This window comes from Gordonia amarae NBRC 15530, assembly GCF_000241345.1.
Taxonomy (GTDB): Bacteria; Actinomycetota; Actinomycetes; order Mycobacteriales; family Mycobacteriaceae; genus Gordonia; species Gordonia amarae.
Genome location: NZ_BAED01000009.1, coordinates 41663 through 59315, shown reverse-complemented (window position 1 = coordinate 59315; position 17653 = coordinate 41663). Strand labels below are relative to the sequence as shown.

Sequence of the window (17653 nt, the reverse complement as noted above, 5' to 3'; positions counted from 1 at the left end):
CGTGAATAGTTCTCTTGCTGCCGCCCTGCAGGTCTGCGTGGTGGTCGTCGTTCTGACCGCGGCGTACGTCCCGCTGGGTGACTACATGGCGCGGGTGTTCTCCGGTGGCCGTGACCTGTTGCCCGAGCGACTTCTCTACCGGCTTGCGCGCGTCGACCCTCGCCGCGAACAGACGTGGACCGGCTATGCGATGGCCGTCATCGCCTTCTCCTTCGTCAGCGTTCTGTTCCTGTATCTGCTGCAACGGTGTCAAGGAGTGTTGCCGTGGAGTGACGGACGCGCCGCGGTCAGCCCGGCGATGGCGTTCAATACCGCCGTTTCCTTTGTCACCAACACCAATTGGCAGTCGTACTCGCCCGAGCTGGTGATGAGTAACCTGACCCAGATGCTTGGCCTGGCGGTGCAGAACTTCCTGTCCGCAGCGGTCGGCATCGCCGTAGCGGTCGCCCTGGTGCGGGGGATCGTGGCGACGAAGGGCGATGGGCGACTCGGCAACTTCTGGGTCGACCTGATCCGGGCGACCCTGCGTATCCTGTTGCCTCTGAGCATCATCGTTGCGATCGTGTTGCTCACCCAGGGTGCTGTCCAATCGTTCAAGAGCGGCTTCGACTTCATCGGTATCGACGGGAGGAATGGCTCGAGTGTGGTCGGACCGTTCGCCTCTCAGGAAGCAATCAAGGAACTGGGCACCAATGGCGGCGGAACGTTGTCGGCCAACTCGGCTCACCCGTTCTCCAACCCGACGCCGCTCAGCAATGTTGTGGAAATCGTTGCCCTACTGATCATTCCGGTGTGTTTGACCCGCACCTACGGCACGCTGGTGGCCGACCGTCGTCAGGGGCTGACGATTCTCGGCGTCATGGCGACCATCTGGGCTGGGATGCTGGCGGTGATGTGGGTGTTCGAATCGCACACCAATGGTGTCGCAGCGCAGGCCGCGGGCACGATGATGGAGGGCAAAGAACAACGATTCGGTGTCGCGGGATCGGTGCTGTGGGCAGTGTCGACGACCGGAACCTCGACAGGCGCGGTCAACTCGGCACACGACAGTTTCTCCGCCGGCGCCGGTGGGGCGATGATCTGGAACATGTTGCTCGGCGAGGTGGCGCCCGGCGGTGCCGGAACCGGCCTGTACGGGATGCTGGTACTGGCGATCATCGCGGTCTTCGTCGGTGGCCTGCTCGTGGGTCGTACGCCTGAGTTTCTCGGAAAGCAGATCGGCCGGCACGTGATCACGATGGCCGCCCTGTCGATCCTGGTGATGCCGGTACTGGTGCTGGTCGGCACGGCGATAACCGTGATTCTGCCCTCTACCAAGGACTTTCAGGGCAACGGCGGTGATCCGGGCACGCCCGGATCCATCCACGGATTCTCCGAGGTGCTGTACGCCTTCGCATCCGCTGCCAATAACAACGGCAGTGCTTTCGGCGGCCTGACCGTCACCAGTGATTGGTTCCAGACATCACTGGGCGTGGCGATGCTGCTCGGACGGCTCCTGCCAATCATCTTTATCCTCGCGATCGCCGGTTTGCTGGCGACGCAAAAGACCCGAACGACAACCACAGCGACTCTCCCGACACACGGTCTTCTTTACGGCGGCCTGCTGACGGGCACCGTGCTGCTGGTCGCCGGACTCACCTTCTTTCCGGCGATGGCGCTGGGACCGATAGCAGAGGCACTGTCATGACCACAGGGGTTGCACGCGAAGATCGCCTGACCGACGACTCCGCCGATATTGTCCGCAGTGGCGCTTTCGCGCCACGCCAGCTCATAACCTCCCTACCGGAGGCACTCCGCAAGCTCGATCCCCGTGGTCAGGCGCGCAATCCGGTGATGCTCGTCGTCTATCTCGGCGCGATCATCACCACTGTCCTCGCCGTCCGCGAACCGTCCTGGTTCTCCTTCGCCGTGGTGTTTTGGTTGTGGTTTACGGTGTTGTTCGCGAACCTGGCCGAAGCTGTCGCAGAGGGTCGCGGTCGGGCGCAGGCGGCGAGCTTGCGCACGGTCAGGCAAGACACCATGGCACGCCGACTTGACGCCGACGGATCGATCACCGAGACCTCGGGCGGCGACCTGGCCGTGGGCGACAAGATCGTTGTCGAAGCAGGCGAGGTCATCGCCGGCGACGGCGATGTGGTCGAGGGAATCGCCACCGTGGACGAGTCGGCCATCACCGGCGAATCTGCGCCCGTCGTCCGGGAATCCGGCGGTGATCGCAGTGCGGTGACCGGTGGCACAGTCGTGTTGTCGGACAGGATCATCGTCCGGATCACCACATCACCCGGTGAATCGTTCGTTGACCGGATGATCGCCCTGGTGGAAGGGTCATCGCGGAAGAAGACCCCCAACGAGATTGCCCTGAACATCCTGCTGGCAAGTCTGACCGTCATCTTCCTGCTCGCCGTGGTGGCGATCGGACCGATGCAACAGTACGCCGGCCAAGCGCCGGAGCCGGTGAAACTCATTGCGCTGCTGGTGTGTTTGATCCCGACGACAATCGGCGCACTTCTGTCGTCGATCGGTATCGCGGGCATGGACCGACTGGTCCAGCGCAATGTACTGGCGATGTCGGGACGTGCGGTGGAAGCCGCCGGCGACATCGACACCCTTCTGATGGACAAGACCGGCACGATCACCTTCGGCAATCGCCGCGCGACCAACCTGATTCCGGCAACGGGAGTCACGATCGGCGAACTGGCTCGAGAGGCGTGCCAGTCGAGTCTCGCCGACGACACACCGGAAGGCCGCAGCATCATCGACCTGTGCCGCGACGAGTACGGGCAGGACCCGCACGCACTCGAGGCCGCAGGGCAGGGGCAGCGCGAGATTGTGCCGTTCACCGCGCAGAACCGCATGTCGGGCATGGATATCACCACCGCGGCCGGCGTGCGGTGCATCCGCAAGGGTGCCGCCGACGCCATGCTGCGGTGGGCCGACGAGGCCGGCGGACGGCCCGGGGTTGAGGTGTCCGATGAGGTAGACCGCATATCCGCCGCCGGCGGTACGCCCCTGGTCGTCGGTGTCCGCATCGACGCGGAACCACCACAGATCCTCGGAACCATCGCACTCTCGGATGTCGTCAAACCGGGTATGGCCGCACGCTTCGCCCAGCTCCGGGCGATGGGCATCAAGACCGTAATGGTGACCGGCGACAACCCGCGCACCGCCCGGGCGATTGCCGAGGAGGCCGGCGTCGACGATTTCGTGGCCGAAGCCACCCCGGAGGACAAGCTCGCGTTGATCCGCAAAGAGCAGTCCGGTGGCCGACTTGTCGCGATGACCGGCGACGGGACCAACGACGCACCTGCGCTGGCTCAAGCCGACGTCGGGCTGACGATGAACACCGGCACGTCGGCGGCGAAAGAGGCAGGCAACATGGTCGACCTGGATTCCGATCCGACCAAGCTGATCGACGTGGTCGCGATCGGCAAGCAATTGCTGATCACCCGTGGTGCGCTGACGACCTTCTCACTGGCCAACGACCTGGCGAAGTACTTCGCGGTGTTGCCCGCGCTGTTCGCCGGGGTCTACCCGCAACTCGACAATCTCAACGTTCTGGGTTTGTCCTCGCCGCAGTCGGCGATCGTATCTGCAGTCATCTTCAACGCGCTGGTCATCGTCGCGCTCATTCCGTTGGCATTGCGGGGTGTGCGGTACCAGCCCGGTGCGGCATCGACGTTGTTGGGCCGCAACCTGCTCATCTACGGAGTGGGCGGTGTGATCACCCCGTTCATCGGGATCTGGCTGATCGACCTCGTCGTTCGTTTTCTCCCGGGAATGGGGTAGAGCATTATGAATACCGTCAGTTCGTGGCTCAGGCAGTGCGTCGTCGGCCTATCGATCCTGTTGGCCATGACCCTCATCCTGGGTGCAGGGTATCCGGCTCTTGTGTGGGCCGTGTCGCGGGTAGGCTCGACATCCGCCGAAGGATCGCAGGTAACCGACGCCGGCGGATGCGCGGTGGGCTCGAGCCTGATCGGTGTCGACCCCCGGGTTCAGGCCGGCCAGCCCGACAAGTACCTGCACGCCCGGGTACTGGGGTCGGTAGACGATCCGATGGCACCCGGGGACCCGTCCGCGTCCGCGGCGAGCAACCAGGGACCCGGCAGCGACAAACTGGCCGGCTGGATCGACGCCCGCCGGCTGATCATCGCAACCCGGGAAGGTGTCACTCCGGCCCAGGTCCCGCCGGACGCCGTGACCGGGTCGGGGTCGGGACTGGATCCGGATATCAGTCAGGCCTACGCGGAACTGCAGGTGCCACGGATCGCCCGGGAGAACCAGATCAGCCAGGAGCGCGTCCGTGCGTTGATCAAGGCCCACACGGACGGGCGTCAGCTCGGGTTCCTCGGTCAACCGGGAGTGAATGTTCTCCAGGTCAACGTGGGCCTGGGCCTGACCGCGCCGAACTGCGATTAACGTCGACACCATGGTGAAAGCCACGCAGAACCGGGGCACGCTCGAGGTCTACCTCGGGTGTGCCCCCGGCGTGGGCAAGACGTACGAGATGCTGGCCCAGGCCCACGCATTGATCGCCGAGGGCGTCGATGTTGTCGTCGCGGTGGTCGAATCACATGGACGCGTCCACACCGCTGCGATGACTGCCGACCTCGAAATCGTTCCCCGACGGCCTGTCGATCACGGCGGCACGATTCTTGAGGAGATGGACCTCGATGCCGTTTTGGCACGTGCACCGCGGGTGGCGTTGGTGGACGAGCTGGCCCACACCAACGCGCCCGGATCCCGCAACGCCAAACGCTGGCAGGATATCGAGGCGCTGCGCGACGCCGGAATCGACGTACTCTCCACGATCAACATCCAGCATCTGGAGAGCTTGAACGACGTTGTTCAACAGATCACGGGAATCGTCCAACGCGAGACGGTTCCCGACGACGTCGTCCGCGACGCCGACCAGATCCAACTGGTCGACATCGCCCCGGAGGCTCTGCGACAACGACTCTCGGCCGGCAAGGTGTACCCCGGCGACCGGATCGGCGGCGCACTGGCCAACTACTTCCGGCAAGGCAACCTCACAGCATTGCGCGAGCTCGCCCTGCTCTGGTTGGCCGACCAGGTCGACGACAACCTCGCCGACTATCGATCAGCACATGCAATCACCGCTACGTGGGAGGCACGCGAACGGGTGCTCGTTGCCATCACCGGGGGACCGGAGTCGGCGACATTGCTCCGGCGCGCCAGCCGGATCGCCTCTCGGTCGAGCGCGGAACTGAGCGTGGTGCACATTGTGCGTGGCGATGGCCTGGCCGATCCGACGACGGTGGATCTCAGCGCGATCACAGAACTGGCACAAGGGCTCGGTACGCGGGTCCACACCATTGCCGGCGACGACGTGCCCACCGCGCTGCTTGAGTTCGCACGTGGAGTGAACGCCACTCAACTCGTGCTCGGTACCTCGCGCCGCTCACGGTGGCAGCGGCTGTTCGACGAAGGTGTGGGCAACACCGTGGTCCGGGAATCGGGCAAGATCGATGTGCACATGGTCACCCACGAGGAGACCAAGAAGACCCGTCGGCTTGACATCAGGCACAACCGATTTTACCGTCGGCGGAGCTGGATGTGTGCGGTTGGGGTCCCGGCGGTAGCGGCAGTATTCGTCGGTCTGCTCGACAGTCGGCTCGGGATCGCGAGTGAATCGGCCCTGTTCTTCGTCGTCGTGCTCGCGGTGTCGATGCTGGGCGGTATCGGTCCGGCGGCGTTGTCCGCGATTGTGTCCGGGCTGCTCCTCAACTACTTCTTCACCTCGCCACGCCACTCGTTCACGATCAAGGAGGTAGACAATCTCATCACCATCATCGTATTGCTGGTGGTCGCGATAGCCGTTGCTGCGCTGGTTGATTCGGCCGCAGTCCGGCGGGTGCAGGCCCAACGCGCCGCACGCGACGCCGAACTGATGGCGACCTTCGCCGGCGCCGTACTGAGCGGCGAAGGCCTCGACGGTCTGCTGGCACAGGTCTGCGAAACCTACGAGCAGGAGGCGGTGTCGTTCGTGCGGGTCGGTCATCGCAAGCCGAACACCATAGAGGGATCGGTCGGGGCCCGGCCACCCCGCACGGCCGATGAGGCCGATACGGTGTGCCCGGTACCCGGAGGCGAGTTCGAGATGTTATTACGCGGCAAGACCCTCGAAGGCCGGGACCGTCGTCCGCTGGCAGCGGTCGCAACCCAGGCCGCCGGTGTGGTTCAGCGTCGGCAACTCGCTGCCGAAGCTGCGGAGGCGAGGGTTCTCGCCGAGACAGATCACCTCCGAAGAGCGTTGTTGACGGCGGTGAGCCATGATCTGCGCACCCCGCTGGCGGCGGTCAAGGCCTCGGTGTCGAGCCTTCGCGGAACCGACGTGACATTCTCGCCCGGGGACACAGCAGAACTGCTGGCCACCATCGAGGAATCCACCGATCACCTCACCGCCCTCGTCGGCAACCTCCTCGACTCGTCGCGGCTCGCCGCCGGCGCCGTGCGCCCGGACCTGCAGGTCGTGTACCTGACCGAAATCATTGACCGGGCTACCGTCGGCATTTCCCGGTTCGACTCGGCCGTGGTGAGCCGGCTCGAGATCGATGTGGACCAACTGCTCGTCTACGCAGATCCCGGCCTGCTCGAACGGGCGCTCGCGAATGTGATCGACAACGCACTGCGGCACAGCCGCACATCCTCGCCGATCCGGATCACCGCTCACCTCACCGCAGCCGATCCGCCGCGAGCGTTGATCTGCGTGACCGATCACGGCATCGGAATACCTGCGGAGGAGCGAGACAGGATCTTTGCCGCGTTCCAGCGACTCGGTGATCAGAATGCGGGTATCGGTGTCGGGTTGGGACTCTCGGTCGCGCAAGGATTTGTCAACGCTATGCACGGTACGATAACGCCCCGCGACACCCGAGGTGGGGGTTTGACGATGGTCATCGACCTCCCGACGTCCCCCGAACCCAACGCGTCATCATGAGCGACAAGGTCCGGGTCCTGGTCGTCGACGATGAACCCCAGATGCTGCGCACCCTGCGCATCAACCTCAATGCCCGCGGCTTCGACGTCACCACTGTTGCCGCGGGTTCGGATGCACTTGCGGCCGCCGCCCGGACCAATCCGCATGTGATCGTGCTCGACCTCGGGCTACCCGACATCGACGGCTTCACCGTCCTCGCGGGTCTGCGTGGCTGGACCAACGTCCCGGTGATCGTGCTTTCAGCGCGCACCGACGCCTCCGACAAGGTCCAGGCCCTGGACGCGGGCGCCGATGACTACGTAACCAAACCCTTTGGGATGGAGGAGTTCCTGGCCCGGCTGCGCGCCGCGGTGCGCCGCGGAAGTACCGTCGCTGACGGCGGTGACCCGGTGATCGAAACCAGCGAGTTCACCGTCGACCTGCGTGCGAAGAAGGTGACCCGCGCCGGAACCGACGTACACCTGACCCCGACCGAATGGGGGATCCTGGAATTGCTGGCCCGACATCAGGGCAACCTGGTGAGCCAGAGTGACATCCTCACCCACGTGTGGGGACCGTCCTACAGGACGCAAACCAACTACCTGCGCGTGTATCTGGCCGGCCTGCGTCGCAAGCTCGAAGCCGATCCCACCCACCCGCGGCACCTGCTCACCGAAGCGGGAATGGGATACCGTCTGGTCCTCTGAGGCGCCGGGCGCAACATCCTGGCCACCCAAGTCGGTCGGACCCAATGAGGCCCGAGGATCGCTGAATCCGGCCTTACCGGGTTACATACGGTCTTCGGTGGGCTGCGGCGGGTTGAAGATGGCGACGCGGTCGTCGTAGGTCTTCACGTCCGCCCGGGGGACGGACTTGTTGACGGTGGCGAGCTGGACGCCGCCGGGGATGGGGGCCAGGCGGGCCACGTGGCCGAATCGTTTGGCGACGTCGGCGGGTGCCGGGTTGGTGACGGTCGGTTTCTGCGCGGTGGGGGCGGCGATGGAGTCGATGCGCCGCGCGCGGGTCATCGCGACATAGATGACGCCACCGGAGGCCGCGCAGCCGCCGATCTGCGGGTTGTCGTCCCACTGCCACAGCTTCTTGGGGCCGTTCTTGTCGACGGAGAACAACCGGTCGCCGGCCTCGCCGTGGTCGGCGACATAGAGGGTCTTGCTTTCGGAGTCGGGGCACAGCGCGACGTTGCCGCCGAATCCGCTCGCGACGACTTGGGGGCGGCCGGCGTCACGGAACGGGGATACCTTCAGGATCTTGCCCGCGAGCGACGACGGGTCCGAGGCGGCCGCCCGGCTGCCCGCGTCACCGGTGGCGACGATCAGTTCGGTGGCCGACTGGAAGTACATCGATCCCATGTTTCCGCCTGCGCCCTTGGGGATTCCGGTGAGGATCGGTTTGGGGACGTCGCCGGCGGCCACCCGCACGACGCGGTTGTCGCTGCCGGTGGTGATCAGCGCGAAGATCAGTCCGTCCTGGCCGTAGGTGGGAGAGAAGGCGAAGTCGATCAGCCCGCCGTCGCCGCTGGCGTCGACCGGGATGGTGGCCAGAACACGTTGCGGCCCATACCTTTTGGATACGATGATCTTGCCGGTGGTGCGTTCGGCGACGTAAGTGGTCTTGCCCTCGGAGTCGGCGGGATGCACGCCACCGGTGGAGGCGAGGCACGTGGCGATCACCGCGTTGTCGGGGTCGACGCACGGCCCGGTGGGTGGCGGGCCCTGCTGGTCCTCGCTGGGTTCGGCCGGTGTGTCGGGAGTTTTGGGAGCGATGATGTCGGGAACGGGATTGTTGCTGAACTTCCCGGCCTCCCGGGTCTGGTCCTGATCGCTGAAGCTGACGCAGCCGGACAGGGTCAGCATCGCCGCGCCGAGCACCGCCACGACGCCGAGTAGTGCCCGGCGAGGTTTCGGTGATGTCGTCGCGGCCCGATCCCCGGCACCGTGGGCCTTGGTGGCATACCGATCTCGCATGCCCCCACAGTAGCGATCTGCCGGTCCCGGGCCCGAGTCCGATCTGGGCCTAGACCCAACGGGTGGTTATCGCGCCTACGGCTGAGAACCGTATCGGATCCGTGTACTCAGAGAGGCAGGGTAGCAATCACGAGGATGGAATCATGTGCAGCGCAAACGATCAGAGGATCGGAGCCGTCTCGGTGGATGACGGGCGACCGCATCCGGAGGCAGGGCCGGATCGGGTGGAAGACCGGGAAGAGGAGCGTCCTTCGGCAACCGACGAGGGGGCCGCTCCGCCGTCGGCCATGACCGGACCGCCCGCGCCGGCAGCGGTGGCGTCGCAGGGCAGGTGGTCACGCTGGGCTCCGGTCGTGGCGCGATTGATGAACCGGCGCTCCGTCCGGGGGATGCCGCCGGTCGCGGCACCGCTCACGACGCGGGCCTCGTCGGCGGCCCTCGTCACACCTGAGCGTGCCGATACCGACGAGCCGTTGGTGGAGGTACCCGATTCGGCCGAGCAGCTCACCCGGGACATGCCACCCGGGCCCACCGAACCCGCCGAAGTACCCGGCCTGTCGGACCCTGCCGGTGTGGCTGACCCGACCGACGCAGTGGACTGTTGTTCGCCGGTTGAGTCGGCCGGGTCCATACCGGTCGAGCAGGTGGAGGGGCCCGCGTCTGATGATCAGGTGGAGCAGTTCGTGCAGGTCGAGCCGGTGATGGAATCGGTCCCTGCGGAGCAGGTCGAGCAGTCCGTTCCCGGTGAGTCGGCGGAGCAACCCGCGCAGGCGGAGCAGTCGCAGTACTCCACGCCTGTGGACTATTCCGGGGAGTGGGCGTGGGCGGAGCCTGTCGTATACGAGTTTCCGGCCGAACCGGAGGTGCCTCCCGCGGTCGCGGTGACCAGTCCGATGCCCGTAGCCGCTGCGCCCGAGACCGCCGAAGAGTCTGCACCGGTTGGAGGGAACGAACCGGCGGACTCCGCTGATGCCGAGAACGAGGCTGACGCTGAGCAGGAGACAGCCGCGCAGGAGGAGGCCGATCCCGTTCATACGCCCCCACGGCGGGCGCTCGATATCGGGTTGCTCATCCTCCGGGTGGCCGTCGGTGCGGCGGCCCTCATGCACGGTCTGCAGAAACTGGTCGGCGTGTGGGACGGTCCCGGCCTGAACGGATTCGAGAGCATCCTTGCCAATGCGCCCGATCCGTCTATCGGGTTCGACGGATCGGCGACCGGATGGCTGGCGCCGTTGGGCGCCATCGCCGAGACCGCGGGTGGTGCGCTCCTCATCGTCGGGTTGGTGTCGCCGGTGGCAGCGTCGACGGTGCTGGGCGTGCTGGTGGTCGGTGCGCTCTACAGGGTGACGCTGGCGGGTGGCCTGTGGTACTTCGCCGACGGCCACGGCGGCATCGAGTACTCGGTGCTGTTGATCGGCGCGTCGCTGGTGATCCTGCTTCTCGGCCCGGGACGGTTCGCCTTGGACTACGGCAGAGGGTGGACGACGCACCCGAAGTGGGGTTCGTGGGCACTGGCGGTGCTGGGCATCGGTGCTGCGGTGGCCCTCTGGGTGGTGTTCAACGGGACCAATCCGCTGGGTTCGCCGGGCAACCCGGGCTGACGGCCCCGAGCAGTACCGACCTGACCGGAGCGGGGTCCGGGTTCAGCTGTGGCCGACTCGCCGCCGCGTCATCCGGCAGACGATGGCCGGAAATGCCTAGAGTCAATTCTGTGAGCGGTGACAGCGACGACGGCAACGGCGCAAGCCCGTACGACGAGCCGACGGGAGCGATTCCGGTTCCGGAGGGCCTGCGGCCCCCGGCCGCCCCTTCCCAAGGTCCCCGGGCCGGCGGCGACCGGGACAACTTCTACGAGCGGCATGCGCGGCCGGGCCTGCGCCGGGTCGATGACCTCGATGATCTTGACCCCGGGGAGGTGGACGGAGTCACACCCAGTGTGCGTGGCAGGCGACAGGATCCGTCGGCGCCGGGCGCACCGGTACCCCCGCCGGCCGCGGACCGGCGGTGGAGCGCTCCGGCCCGGCCCGGTCCGCCGCCGGCGCCCGTGGAACGGCTTGCTCCCGTTGCCCGTGCGCCGAGGCAGACTCCCGAGGCGCCGGGGATCGCGGCGCAGGGGCAGGCGCCGGCCCCGGGACCTGCTGCGACGGCCGCACCGGCTCCGGTGCCCGAACCCACGCCTGCGGTTCCTGACGGGTCGGAGGTCACGGAGGTCATCGCGCGTCCTACGGGCCGCGCGGTACCGCAACGGGTCGGACCGGCGAAGAAGTCCCGGTGGGCGGGCTTCCGCTCGGGTGGCGGTGTCCGGGGCGACGAGCCTGCCGAACGCGAGCCGGCCGAACCCGATCCGGGTGATCCGGACGCGACCGCCGCATATCCGTCGGTCGCGTCCGGCGATGTCGACACGGACCCCGAGGTGCCCGCGTTGGAGGAGTCCACCGCAACCGATTCCGATGCGGCGACCGTTCAGTTGGCTGCTTCCCGGAATCCGGCACCCGTCGATCCCGGCGTCGACGAGCAGGACAATCTGGCCACGGTGCGGCCGACCGACGAGCTGACGCCGGAACCGTCGATGGCGTATTCGGCGGCCGGCCCCGCGGAACCGTACGGCCTTCCGGACGTGGTCGACGGCGCGGATCCGCGCGACACATTCGATCCGGCTGCCGCCGACGACACCGCGCTCGCCGAACCGGCGCCCGCCCGGCGCGGCACCACCGACATCGGTCTGCTGGTGTTGCGCGTCGCGGTCGGCGCCGCGGCGCTGGCACACGGGTTGCAGAAACTTTTCGGCTGGTGGAATGGACCCGGACTCGACGGGTTCGAGGCCTTCCTCACCAACGCGGCCAATCCGTCGATCGGTTTCGATGGGTCGGCGACGGGCTGGCTGTCGATCCTGGGCGCGGTCAGCGAAACCGCGGGCGGCGCGCTGCTGATCCTCGGGCTGCTCACCCCGATCGCGGCGTCGGCGGAACTCGGCGTGATGCTGGTCGCCGCCACCTACAAGGTCACCCTCGCCGGTGGCCTGTGGTACTTCACCGGCGCCGGTGTGGGCATCGAGTACGAGCTACTGCTGATCTGCGCGGCGCTGGCGATCCTGCTCACCGGTCCGGGACGGATCGCGCTGGACTACGGCAGGGGCTGGACCACTCACCCCAAATGGGGCTCGTTGGGCCTGATCCTGGTCAGCGTGGCGGCCGCGGCCGCGATCTGGGTGCTGTTCAACGGGACCAACCCGCTGAACTCCCCGGGCAACCCGATTCCCTGATCGCGCAAGCCTTCCACCCTGCCGGTTGAGGTGCGGGGAGCGCAAGCGACGAGCCTCGAAACCCCGCGAGCCGACAATGTCGTCTCGTCAGGCTTCGAGGCTCGCGAGCTCGCACCTCAACCAACAGGAACTGCGGTGTCAGTCGACCTGTCGCACCGCACCCTTGTCGGCGGAGGTGGCCATCTTGGCGTAGGCGCGCAGCGCCATGGTGACCGGACGAACCCGGTCCTTCGGCTGCCACGGCCGCTCGGAGGCTTCCATCTTGGCGCGCCGTTCGGCGAGGACCTCGTCGTCGACGAGCACCTTCAGGGCCCGGGTTTTGACGTCGATGAAGATGCGGTCGCCGTCTTCGATGAGGCCGATCGTGCCGCCGGAGGCGGCCTCGGGGGAGATGTGCCCGACGGACAGGCCCGACGATCCGCCGGAGAAGCGGCCGTCGGTGATGAGCGCGCACTTCTTGCCCATACCGGTGCCCTTCATGAACGCGGTCGGGTGCAGCATCTCCTGCATTCCCGGACCGCCCGCGGGGCCCTCGTAGCGGACCACCAGCACCTCACCGGCCTGGATGGTCTTGGACAGGATGACCTGCACGGCCTCCTCCTGGCTTTCGACGACGCGGGCCGGGCCCTCGAAGGTCCACAGGTCCTCGTCGATGCCGGCGGTCTTGAGGACGGCGCCGTCGGGGGCGACGTTGCCGCGCAGCACGCACAGGCCGCCTTCGACGGTGTAGGCGTGTGCGAGGTCACGGATGCAGCCGCCCGCGGCGTCGGTGTCGAGGCTGCTCCACCGGTTGGCGGTGGAGAACGGTTCGGTGGTGCGCACACCGCCGGGGGCGGCGTGGAACAGCTCGAACGCCTCGTCGACGGCCTTGCCGCCGCGGATGTCCCAGTCGTCGAGCGCCTGCGCGAGGCTGGGGCTGTGGACGGTGCTCGCCGAGTCGTCGATCAGGCCCGCACGGCGGAGTTCGCCGAGGATCGCGGGGATGCCGCCGGCACGGTGCACGTCCTCCATGTGGTAGTCGGAGTTGGGGGACACCTTCGACAGGCAGGGCACGCGGCGGCTGATCTCATCGATGGTGGCCAGGTCGAAGTCGCCGACCTCCCCCTCCTGCGCCGCGGCAAGGATGTGCAGCACGGTGTTGGTGGAGCCGCCCATCGCCACATCGAGCGCCATCGCGTTGCGGAAGGCGGTGCCGGTGGCGACGTTGCGCGGCAGCACCGACGCGTCGTCGCTGCGGTACCAGCGGTTGGCGGCTTCGACGACGATGCGTCCGGCCTTCTCGAACAGCGCGCGCCGCGCCTCGTGGGTGGCCAGCGTCGAACCGTTGCCGGGCAGGGCGAGGCCGAGGGCTTCGGTGAGGCAGTTCATCGAGTTGGCGGTGAACATGCCCGAACACGAACCGCAGGTGGGGCACGCGGAGCGCTCGACCTCGTCGAGGCCGTCATCGTCGACGTCGCTGTTGGCCGACGCCGAGATGGTGGTGATCAGGTCCGACGACGGGTGCGCGATGTCACCGACGACGACCGCCTTGCCGGCCTCCATCGGGCCGCCGGAGACGAACACGGTGGGGATGTTGAGCCGCATCGCGGCGTTCAGCATGCCCGGGGTGATCTTGTCGCAGTTGGAGATGCAGACCAGGGCGTCGGCGGTGTGCGCGTTGACCATGTATTCGACGGAGTCGGCGATGATCTCGCGGCTGGGCAGCGAGTACAGCATGCCGCCGTGACCCATGGCGATGCCGTCGTCGACGGCGATGGTGTTGAACTCCTTGGCCACGCCACCTGCGGCGCGCACGGCCTCGGCGACGATCTCACCGACATTGCGCAGGTGCACATGCCCGGGCACGAACTGGGTGAACGAGTTGGCGATGGCCACGATCGGCTTGCCGAAATCGTCGTCGGTCATGCCGGTGGCGCGCCACAGTGAGCGTGCGCCGGCGGCTTCGCGACCGAAGGTGGTGGTTCGTGATCTCAGGGCTGGCATTGCAATGTCCTCTGAATCTCCTTGAGAGAGTGGAACTCTCAAGGCCTCTGGTGCGGTGGGTGATGCCGGTCGGGGCGAGGGCAGAGGTGTTTCCCGCTGGCCGGCCGGCGCTCGGCGTTCTGGTTCAACACCGGGCGGTGGGCTGTTATTCGCTCCATGCTGTGAGCGTCACACCCAGCAAGATTACGCCCAGCCCGCCGACCTCAACAAAAGCTCACTTGTCATACGGGTTGGGAATGCGCCCCGCACTCGCTGCCGACAGGAGTGGCAGGTCGCGGAAGGCGATCGCGGGCAGCCGGACCCGGGATCCGTCCTCGAGGACGGCGCGTACCGCCGACCACTTGGGGAACTGCAGGCCCTCGATGCTGTCCCAGGCCAGGTTTTGGGTGCCGAAGGTGTGGACGACGTGCAGGCCGGTCTCGGTGATGTCGGTGCGCAGGCGGTGGATCCACAGGGCGAGGAGGACGGGGATGATCAGGGTCCAGCTCAGCCAGGCGATGGAGGCGCCGGCGAGGATCACCGCGACGATCAGGGTAGGTGGCACGGAGAAGTAGGCGAGTTTGCTGATGCGGAAGGAGACCGGCAGCTCGATCTCGGGGGCTGCCGCGGTGTCCGTCGGGTCGGCTGCCGTGGGCTCGGTGTCTGTCGGTTCCGCCGTGTTGCGCGAGGGGTCGGCCGGGTTCTTTTCCACGGCGTCCATTGTGGGGGATCGGTTCACGTCGTCCGGGTAGCGGGTCGCGATGACGGCAGTCAACCTGCGCATTCTCAGAATATGGGACCATTTGGGACGGAGTTTGACTCTGCGGTAGCAACAGTTCTACGGTGTTTGCCGTGATGCAGTTTGAGTTTCTCGTAGTAATCGGCCGGCGCGTCGTCGCCTGACCGGTCACTTCGTAGACCCAAAGCATCGACGCGCCACCCTCGCACAGCACAGCTGTCGAGGGTTTTTTGTTGTCAGCAGCAGTTCAGTCAAATCAGATGAGGATCGTGCAGTGAGCGCACCAACAGCACGCAGTGGGGCGGGCGAAGCGCCAGTCTCAGATATCGCAGCAGGCGCGGCACGCGGCCGGCAGCCGTCGCCCGCGGCCGGCAACCTCCGTGCCATCTCCCAGAACGTCGTGGCCCCCGAGCGGGTCAGCGGAGCACAGTCGGTGGTCCGTTCGCTTGAGGAGCTCGGCGTCGACGTGGTCTTCGGTATCCCCGGCGGTGCGGTCCTCCCGGTCTACGATCCGCTGCTCGATTCCACCAAGGTGCGGCACGTCTTGGTCCGGCACGAGCAGGGCGCGGGTCACGCTGCCACCGGTTACGCCCAGGTCGCGGGCCGTGCGGGTGTCATGATGGCCACTTCGGGTCCGGGTGCCACCAACCTGGTGACCCCGCTCGCCGACGCCCAGATGGACTCGGTCCCGGTGGTCGCGATCACCGGTCAGGTGGCCCGCCATCTCATCGGCACCGACGGCTTCCAGGAAGCCGACATCTCGGGTATCACGATGCCGGTCACCAAGCACAACTTCCTGGTGAAGGCCGCCGCCGACATCCCGAAGGTGATGGCCGAGGCGTTCCATATCGCCGAAAGTGGCCGTCCCGGTGCGGTTCTCGTCGACATCCCCAAGGACATCCTGCAGGCGCAGACCACCTTCTCGTGGCCGCCGCAGATCGACCTGCCCGGCTATCGGCCGGTCACCAAGCCGCACGGCAAGCAGGTGCGTGAGGCCGCGCGGCTGATCAACGCCGCCAAAGCCCCCGTCCTCTACGTCGGCGGTGGTGTCATCAAGGCCAACGCGTCGGCCGAACTGCTGGAACTTGCCGAGCTGACCGGCATTCCGGTGGTCACCACCCTGATGGCGCGCGGTGCGTTCCCCGACAGCCACCAGCAGCACCTGGGTATGCCCGGCATGCACGGCACCGTCGCCGCGGTGGCCGCCCTGCAGCGCAGCGACCTGCTGATCACGCTCGGTGCCCGTTTCGACGACCGCGTCACCGGCCAGCTCGATTCGTTCGCGCCCGACGCCAAGGTCATCCACGCCGACATCGATCCGGCCGAGATCGGCAAGAACCGTGCCGTCGACGTGCCGATCGTCGGTGACTGCCAGGCTGTCATCGTCGACCTGATCGAGACTCTGCGCAGCGAGCGTGCGACCAACCCGGCTGTCCCCGATATCAGCGAGTGGTGGGCATACCTGAACAAGATGCGCAGCACCTATCCGCTGAGCTACGACCGCCAGTCCGATGGTTCGATGTCGCCGGAGTTCGTCATCTCGTCCATCGGCAAGGCCGCCGGACCCGACGCCGTGTATGTCGCGGGTGTCGGCCAGCACCAGATGTGGGCCGCGCAGTTCATCTCGTACGAGAAGTCGCGCAGCTGGCTCAACTCGGGCGGTCTGGGCACCATGGGCTACGCCGTGCCGGCCGCGATGGGCGCCAAGATGGCCTCCCCGGAGACCGAGGTGTGGGCGATCGACGGCGACGGCTGCTTCCAGATGACCAATCAGGAACTGGCCACCTGCGCCATCGAGGGCATCCCGATCAAGGTCGCGCTCATCAACAACGGCAACCTGGGCATGGTCCGCCAGTGGCAGACCCTGTTCTACGACCAGCGGTACTCCAACACCGACCTGTCGACGCATTCGAAGATGATCCCCGACTTCGTCAAGCTCGCCGAGGCCCTGGGCTGCGCGGCGTTCCGGGTGGAGAACGAGGCCGACGTCGACGAGGTGATCGCGCAGGCCCGCGCCATCAACGACCGTCCAGTGGTCGTCGACTTCATCGTCGGCAAGGACGCCCAGGTGTGGCCGATGGTCGCCGCCGGCACCAGCAACGACGAGATCATGGCCGCCCGCGACATCCGGCCGCTGTTCGACGAGGAGGACTCGGTGTCCGATCCCGTCGACATCCACGAAACGATGGCCCGCCCGGACGCGGCCGCCACAGGCAAGAAGGACGAGCAGTGAGCACCACACATACCCTCAGCGTGCTGGTCGAGGACCTGCCGGGCGTTCTGGCCCGTGTGTCCTCGCTGTTCTCGCGGCGCGGCTTCAACATCGAGTCGCTCGCGGTGGGTCCGACCGAACTCAAGGGCGTCTCGCGGATGACCATCATGGTCAGCGTCGAGGACTTCCCGCTCGAACAGGTCACCAAGCAGCTCAACAAGCTCATCAACGTCATCAAGATCGTCGAGCAGGATCCGTCGTCGTCGGTGGCGCGTGAGCTGATGCTGATCAAGGTGCGTTCGGATGCGACGGTGCGCAGCGAGGTTCTCGAAGTGGTGAATCTGTTCCGCGCCAAGGTGATCGACGTCTCGCCCGAGTCGCTGACCATCGAGGCCACCGGCACTTCGGAGAAGCTCGAGGCGCTGCTGCGGATGCTCGACCCGTACGGTATCCGGGAGATCGCGCAGTCCGGTGCCGTGGCGCTGGGCCGCGGTCCCAAGAGCATGTCGACAAACCGCTGACAACCGCTGACCGGCCCACCGGGATTCGTTCC

At 66.7% G+C, this 17653-nt stretch carries 12 protein-coding genes; 9 read left to right on the top strand and 3 right to left on the bottom strand.

Translation table 11 applies throughout. The annotated features are described in order from the left end of the window. Position 1: 1 nt before the first annotated feature. From kdpA to GOAMR_RS02820, 5 genes are read left to right on the top strand one after another with little or no spacing between them, the layout of a single operon-like run. Positions 2-1687: a potassium-transporting ATPase subunit KdpA gene (gene kdpA / locus GOAMR_RS02840; RefSeq protein WP_005182541.1), complete on the top strand. Its 1686-nt coding sequence runs from the start codon at positions 2-4 to the stop codon at positions 1685-1687. Beyond that, entirely contained in the window at positions 1684-3786 is a 2103-nt protein-coding gene (kdpB, locus tag GOAMR_RS02835) for a potassium-transporting ATPase subunit KdpB (protein ID WP_005182540.1), read from the top strand. The genes kdpA and kdpB overlap by 4 nt, the downstream gene beginning before the upstream one ends. 6 nt (positions 3787-3792) lie before the next feature. Continuing rightward, on the top strand, positions 3793-4419 hold the full coding sequence (locus GOAMR_RS02830) for a potassium-transporting ATPase subunit C (RefSeq protein WP_005182538.1): 627 nt from the start codon (positions 3793-3795) through the stop codon (positions 4417-4419). 10 nt (positions 4420-4429) lie between these two features. Continuing rightward, the gene (locus GOAMR_RS02825) at positions 4430-6961 is read left to right on the top strand and encodes a DUF4118 domain-containing protein (protein WP_005182535.1); all 2532 of its coding nucleotides are present in this window, start codon (positions 4430-4432) and stop codon (positions 6959-6961) included. Continuing rightward, positions 6958-7647, top strand: coding sequence for a response regulator (locus tag GOAMR_RS02820; protein WP_005182533.1), 690 nt, complete (start codon positions 6958-6960; stop codon positions 7645-7647). The genes GOAMR_RS02825 and GOAMR_RS02820 overlap by 4 nt, the downstream gene beginning before the upstream one ends. A gap of 81 nt (positions 7648-7728) precedes the next feature. On the opposite strand, the gene GOAMR_RS02815 is transcribed toward GOAMR_RS02820, so the two are convergent. Then, a complete protein-coding gene (locus GOAMR_RS02815; RefSeq protein ID WP_040514177.1) occupies positions 7729-8814 on the bottom strand; it encodes a PQQ-dependent sugar dehydrogenase in 1086 nt (361 codons plus the stop codon). 476 nt (positions 8815-9290) lie between these two features. Here GOAMR_RS02815 and GOAMR_RS02810 point away from each other — a divergent pair, with 476 nt between their 5' ends. Both GOAMR_RS02810 and GOAMR_RS25440 read left to right on the top strand, forming a co-directional pair. After that, entirely contained in the window at positions 9291-10526 is a 1236-nt protein-coding gene (locus tag GOAMR_RS02810; protein WP_050942564.1) for a DoxX family protein, read from the top strand. Positions 10527-10636: 110 nt separating this feature from the next. Continuing rightward, the gene (locus tag GOAMR_RS25440) at positions 10637-12187 is read left to right on the top strand and encodes a DoxX family membrane protein (protein WP_005182526.1); all 1551 of its coding nucleotides are present in this window, start codon (positions 10637-10639) and stop codon (positions 12185-12187) included. Positions 12188-12325: 138 nt separating this feature from the next. Here the strand turns inward: GOAMR_RS25440 and ilvD are convergent, their stop codons facing one another. Next, positions 12326-14170 carry a dihydroxy-acid dehydratase gene (gene ilvD / locus GOAMR_RS02800; RefSeq protein ID WP_005182523.1) on the bottom strand — a complete coding sequence of 615 codons (1845 nt, stop codon included), beginning with the start codon at positions 14168-14170 and terminating at the stop codon, positions 12326-12328. 214 nt (positions 14171-14384) lie between these two features. Further along, positions 14385-14924, bottom strand: a complete 540-nt coding sequence (locus GOAMR_RS02795) for a PH domain-containing protein (protein WP_005182520.1) — start codon at positions 14922-14924, stop codon at positions 14385-14387. A gap of 238 nt (positions 14925-15162) precedes the next feature. Here GOAMR_RS02795 and GOAMR_RS02790 point away from each other — a divergent pair, with 238 nt between their 5' ends. Continuing rightward, the gene (locus GOAMR_RS02790; protein ID WP_005182517.1) at positions 15163-17121 is read left to right on the top strand and encodes an acetolactate synthase large subunit; all 1959 of its coding nucleotides are present in this window, start codon (positions 15163-15165) and stop codon (positions 17119-17121) included. Beyond that, on the top strand, positions 17118-17621 hold the full coding sequence (gene ilvN, locus GOAMR_RS02785) for an acetolactate synthase small subunit (protein WP_005182515.1): 504 nt from the start codon (positions 17118-17120) through the stop codon (positions 17619-17621). Before GOAMR_RS02790 ends, ilvN begins: the two co-directional genes overlap by 4 nt. Positions 17622-17653 lie beyond the last annotated feature (32 nt).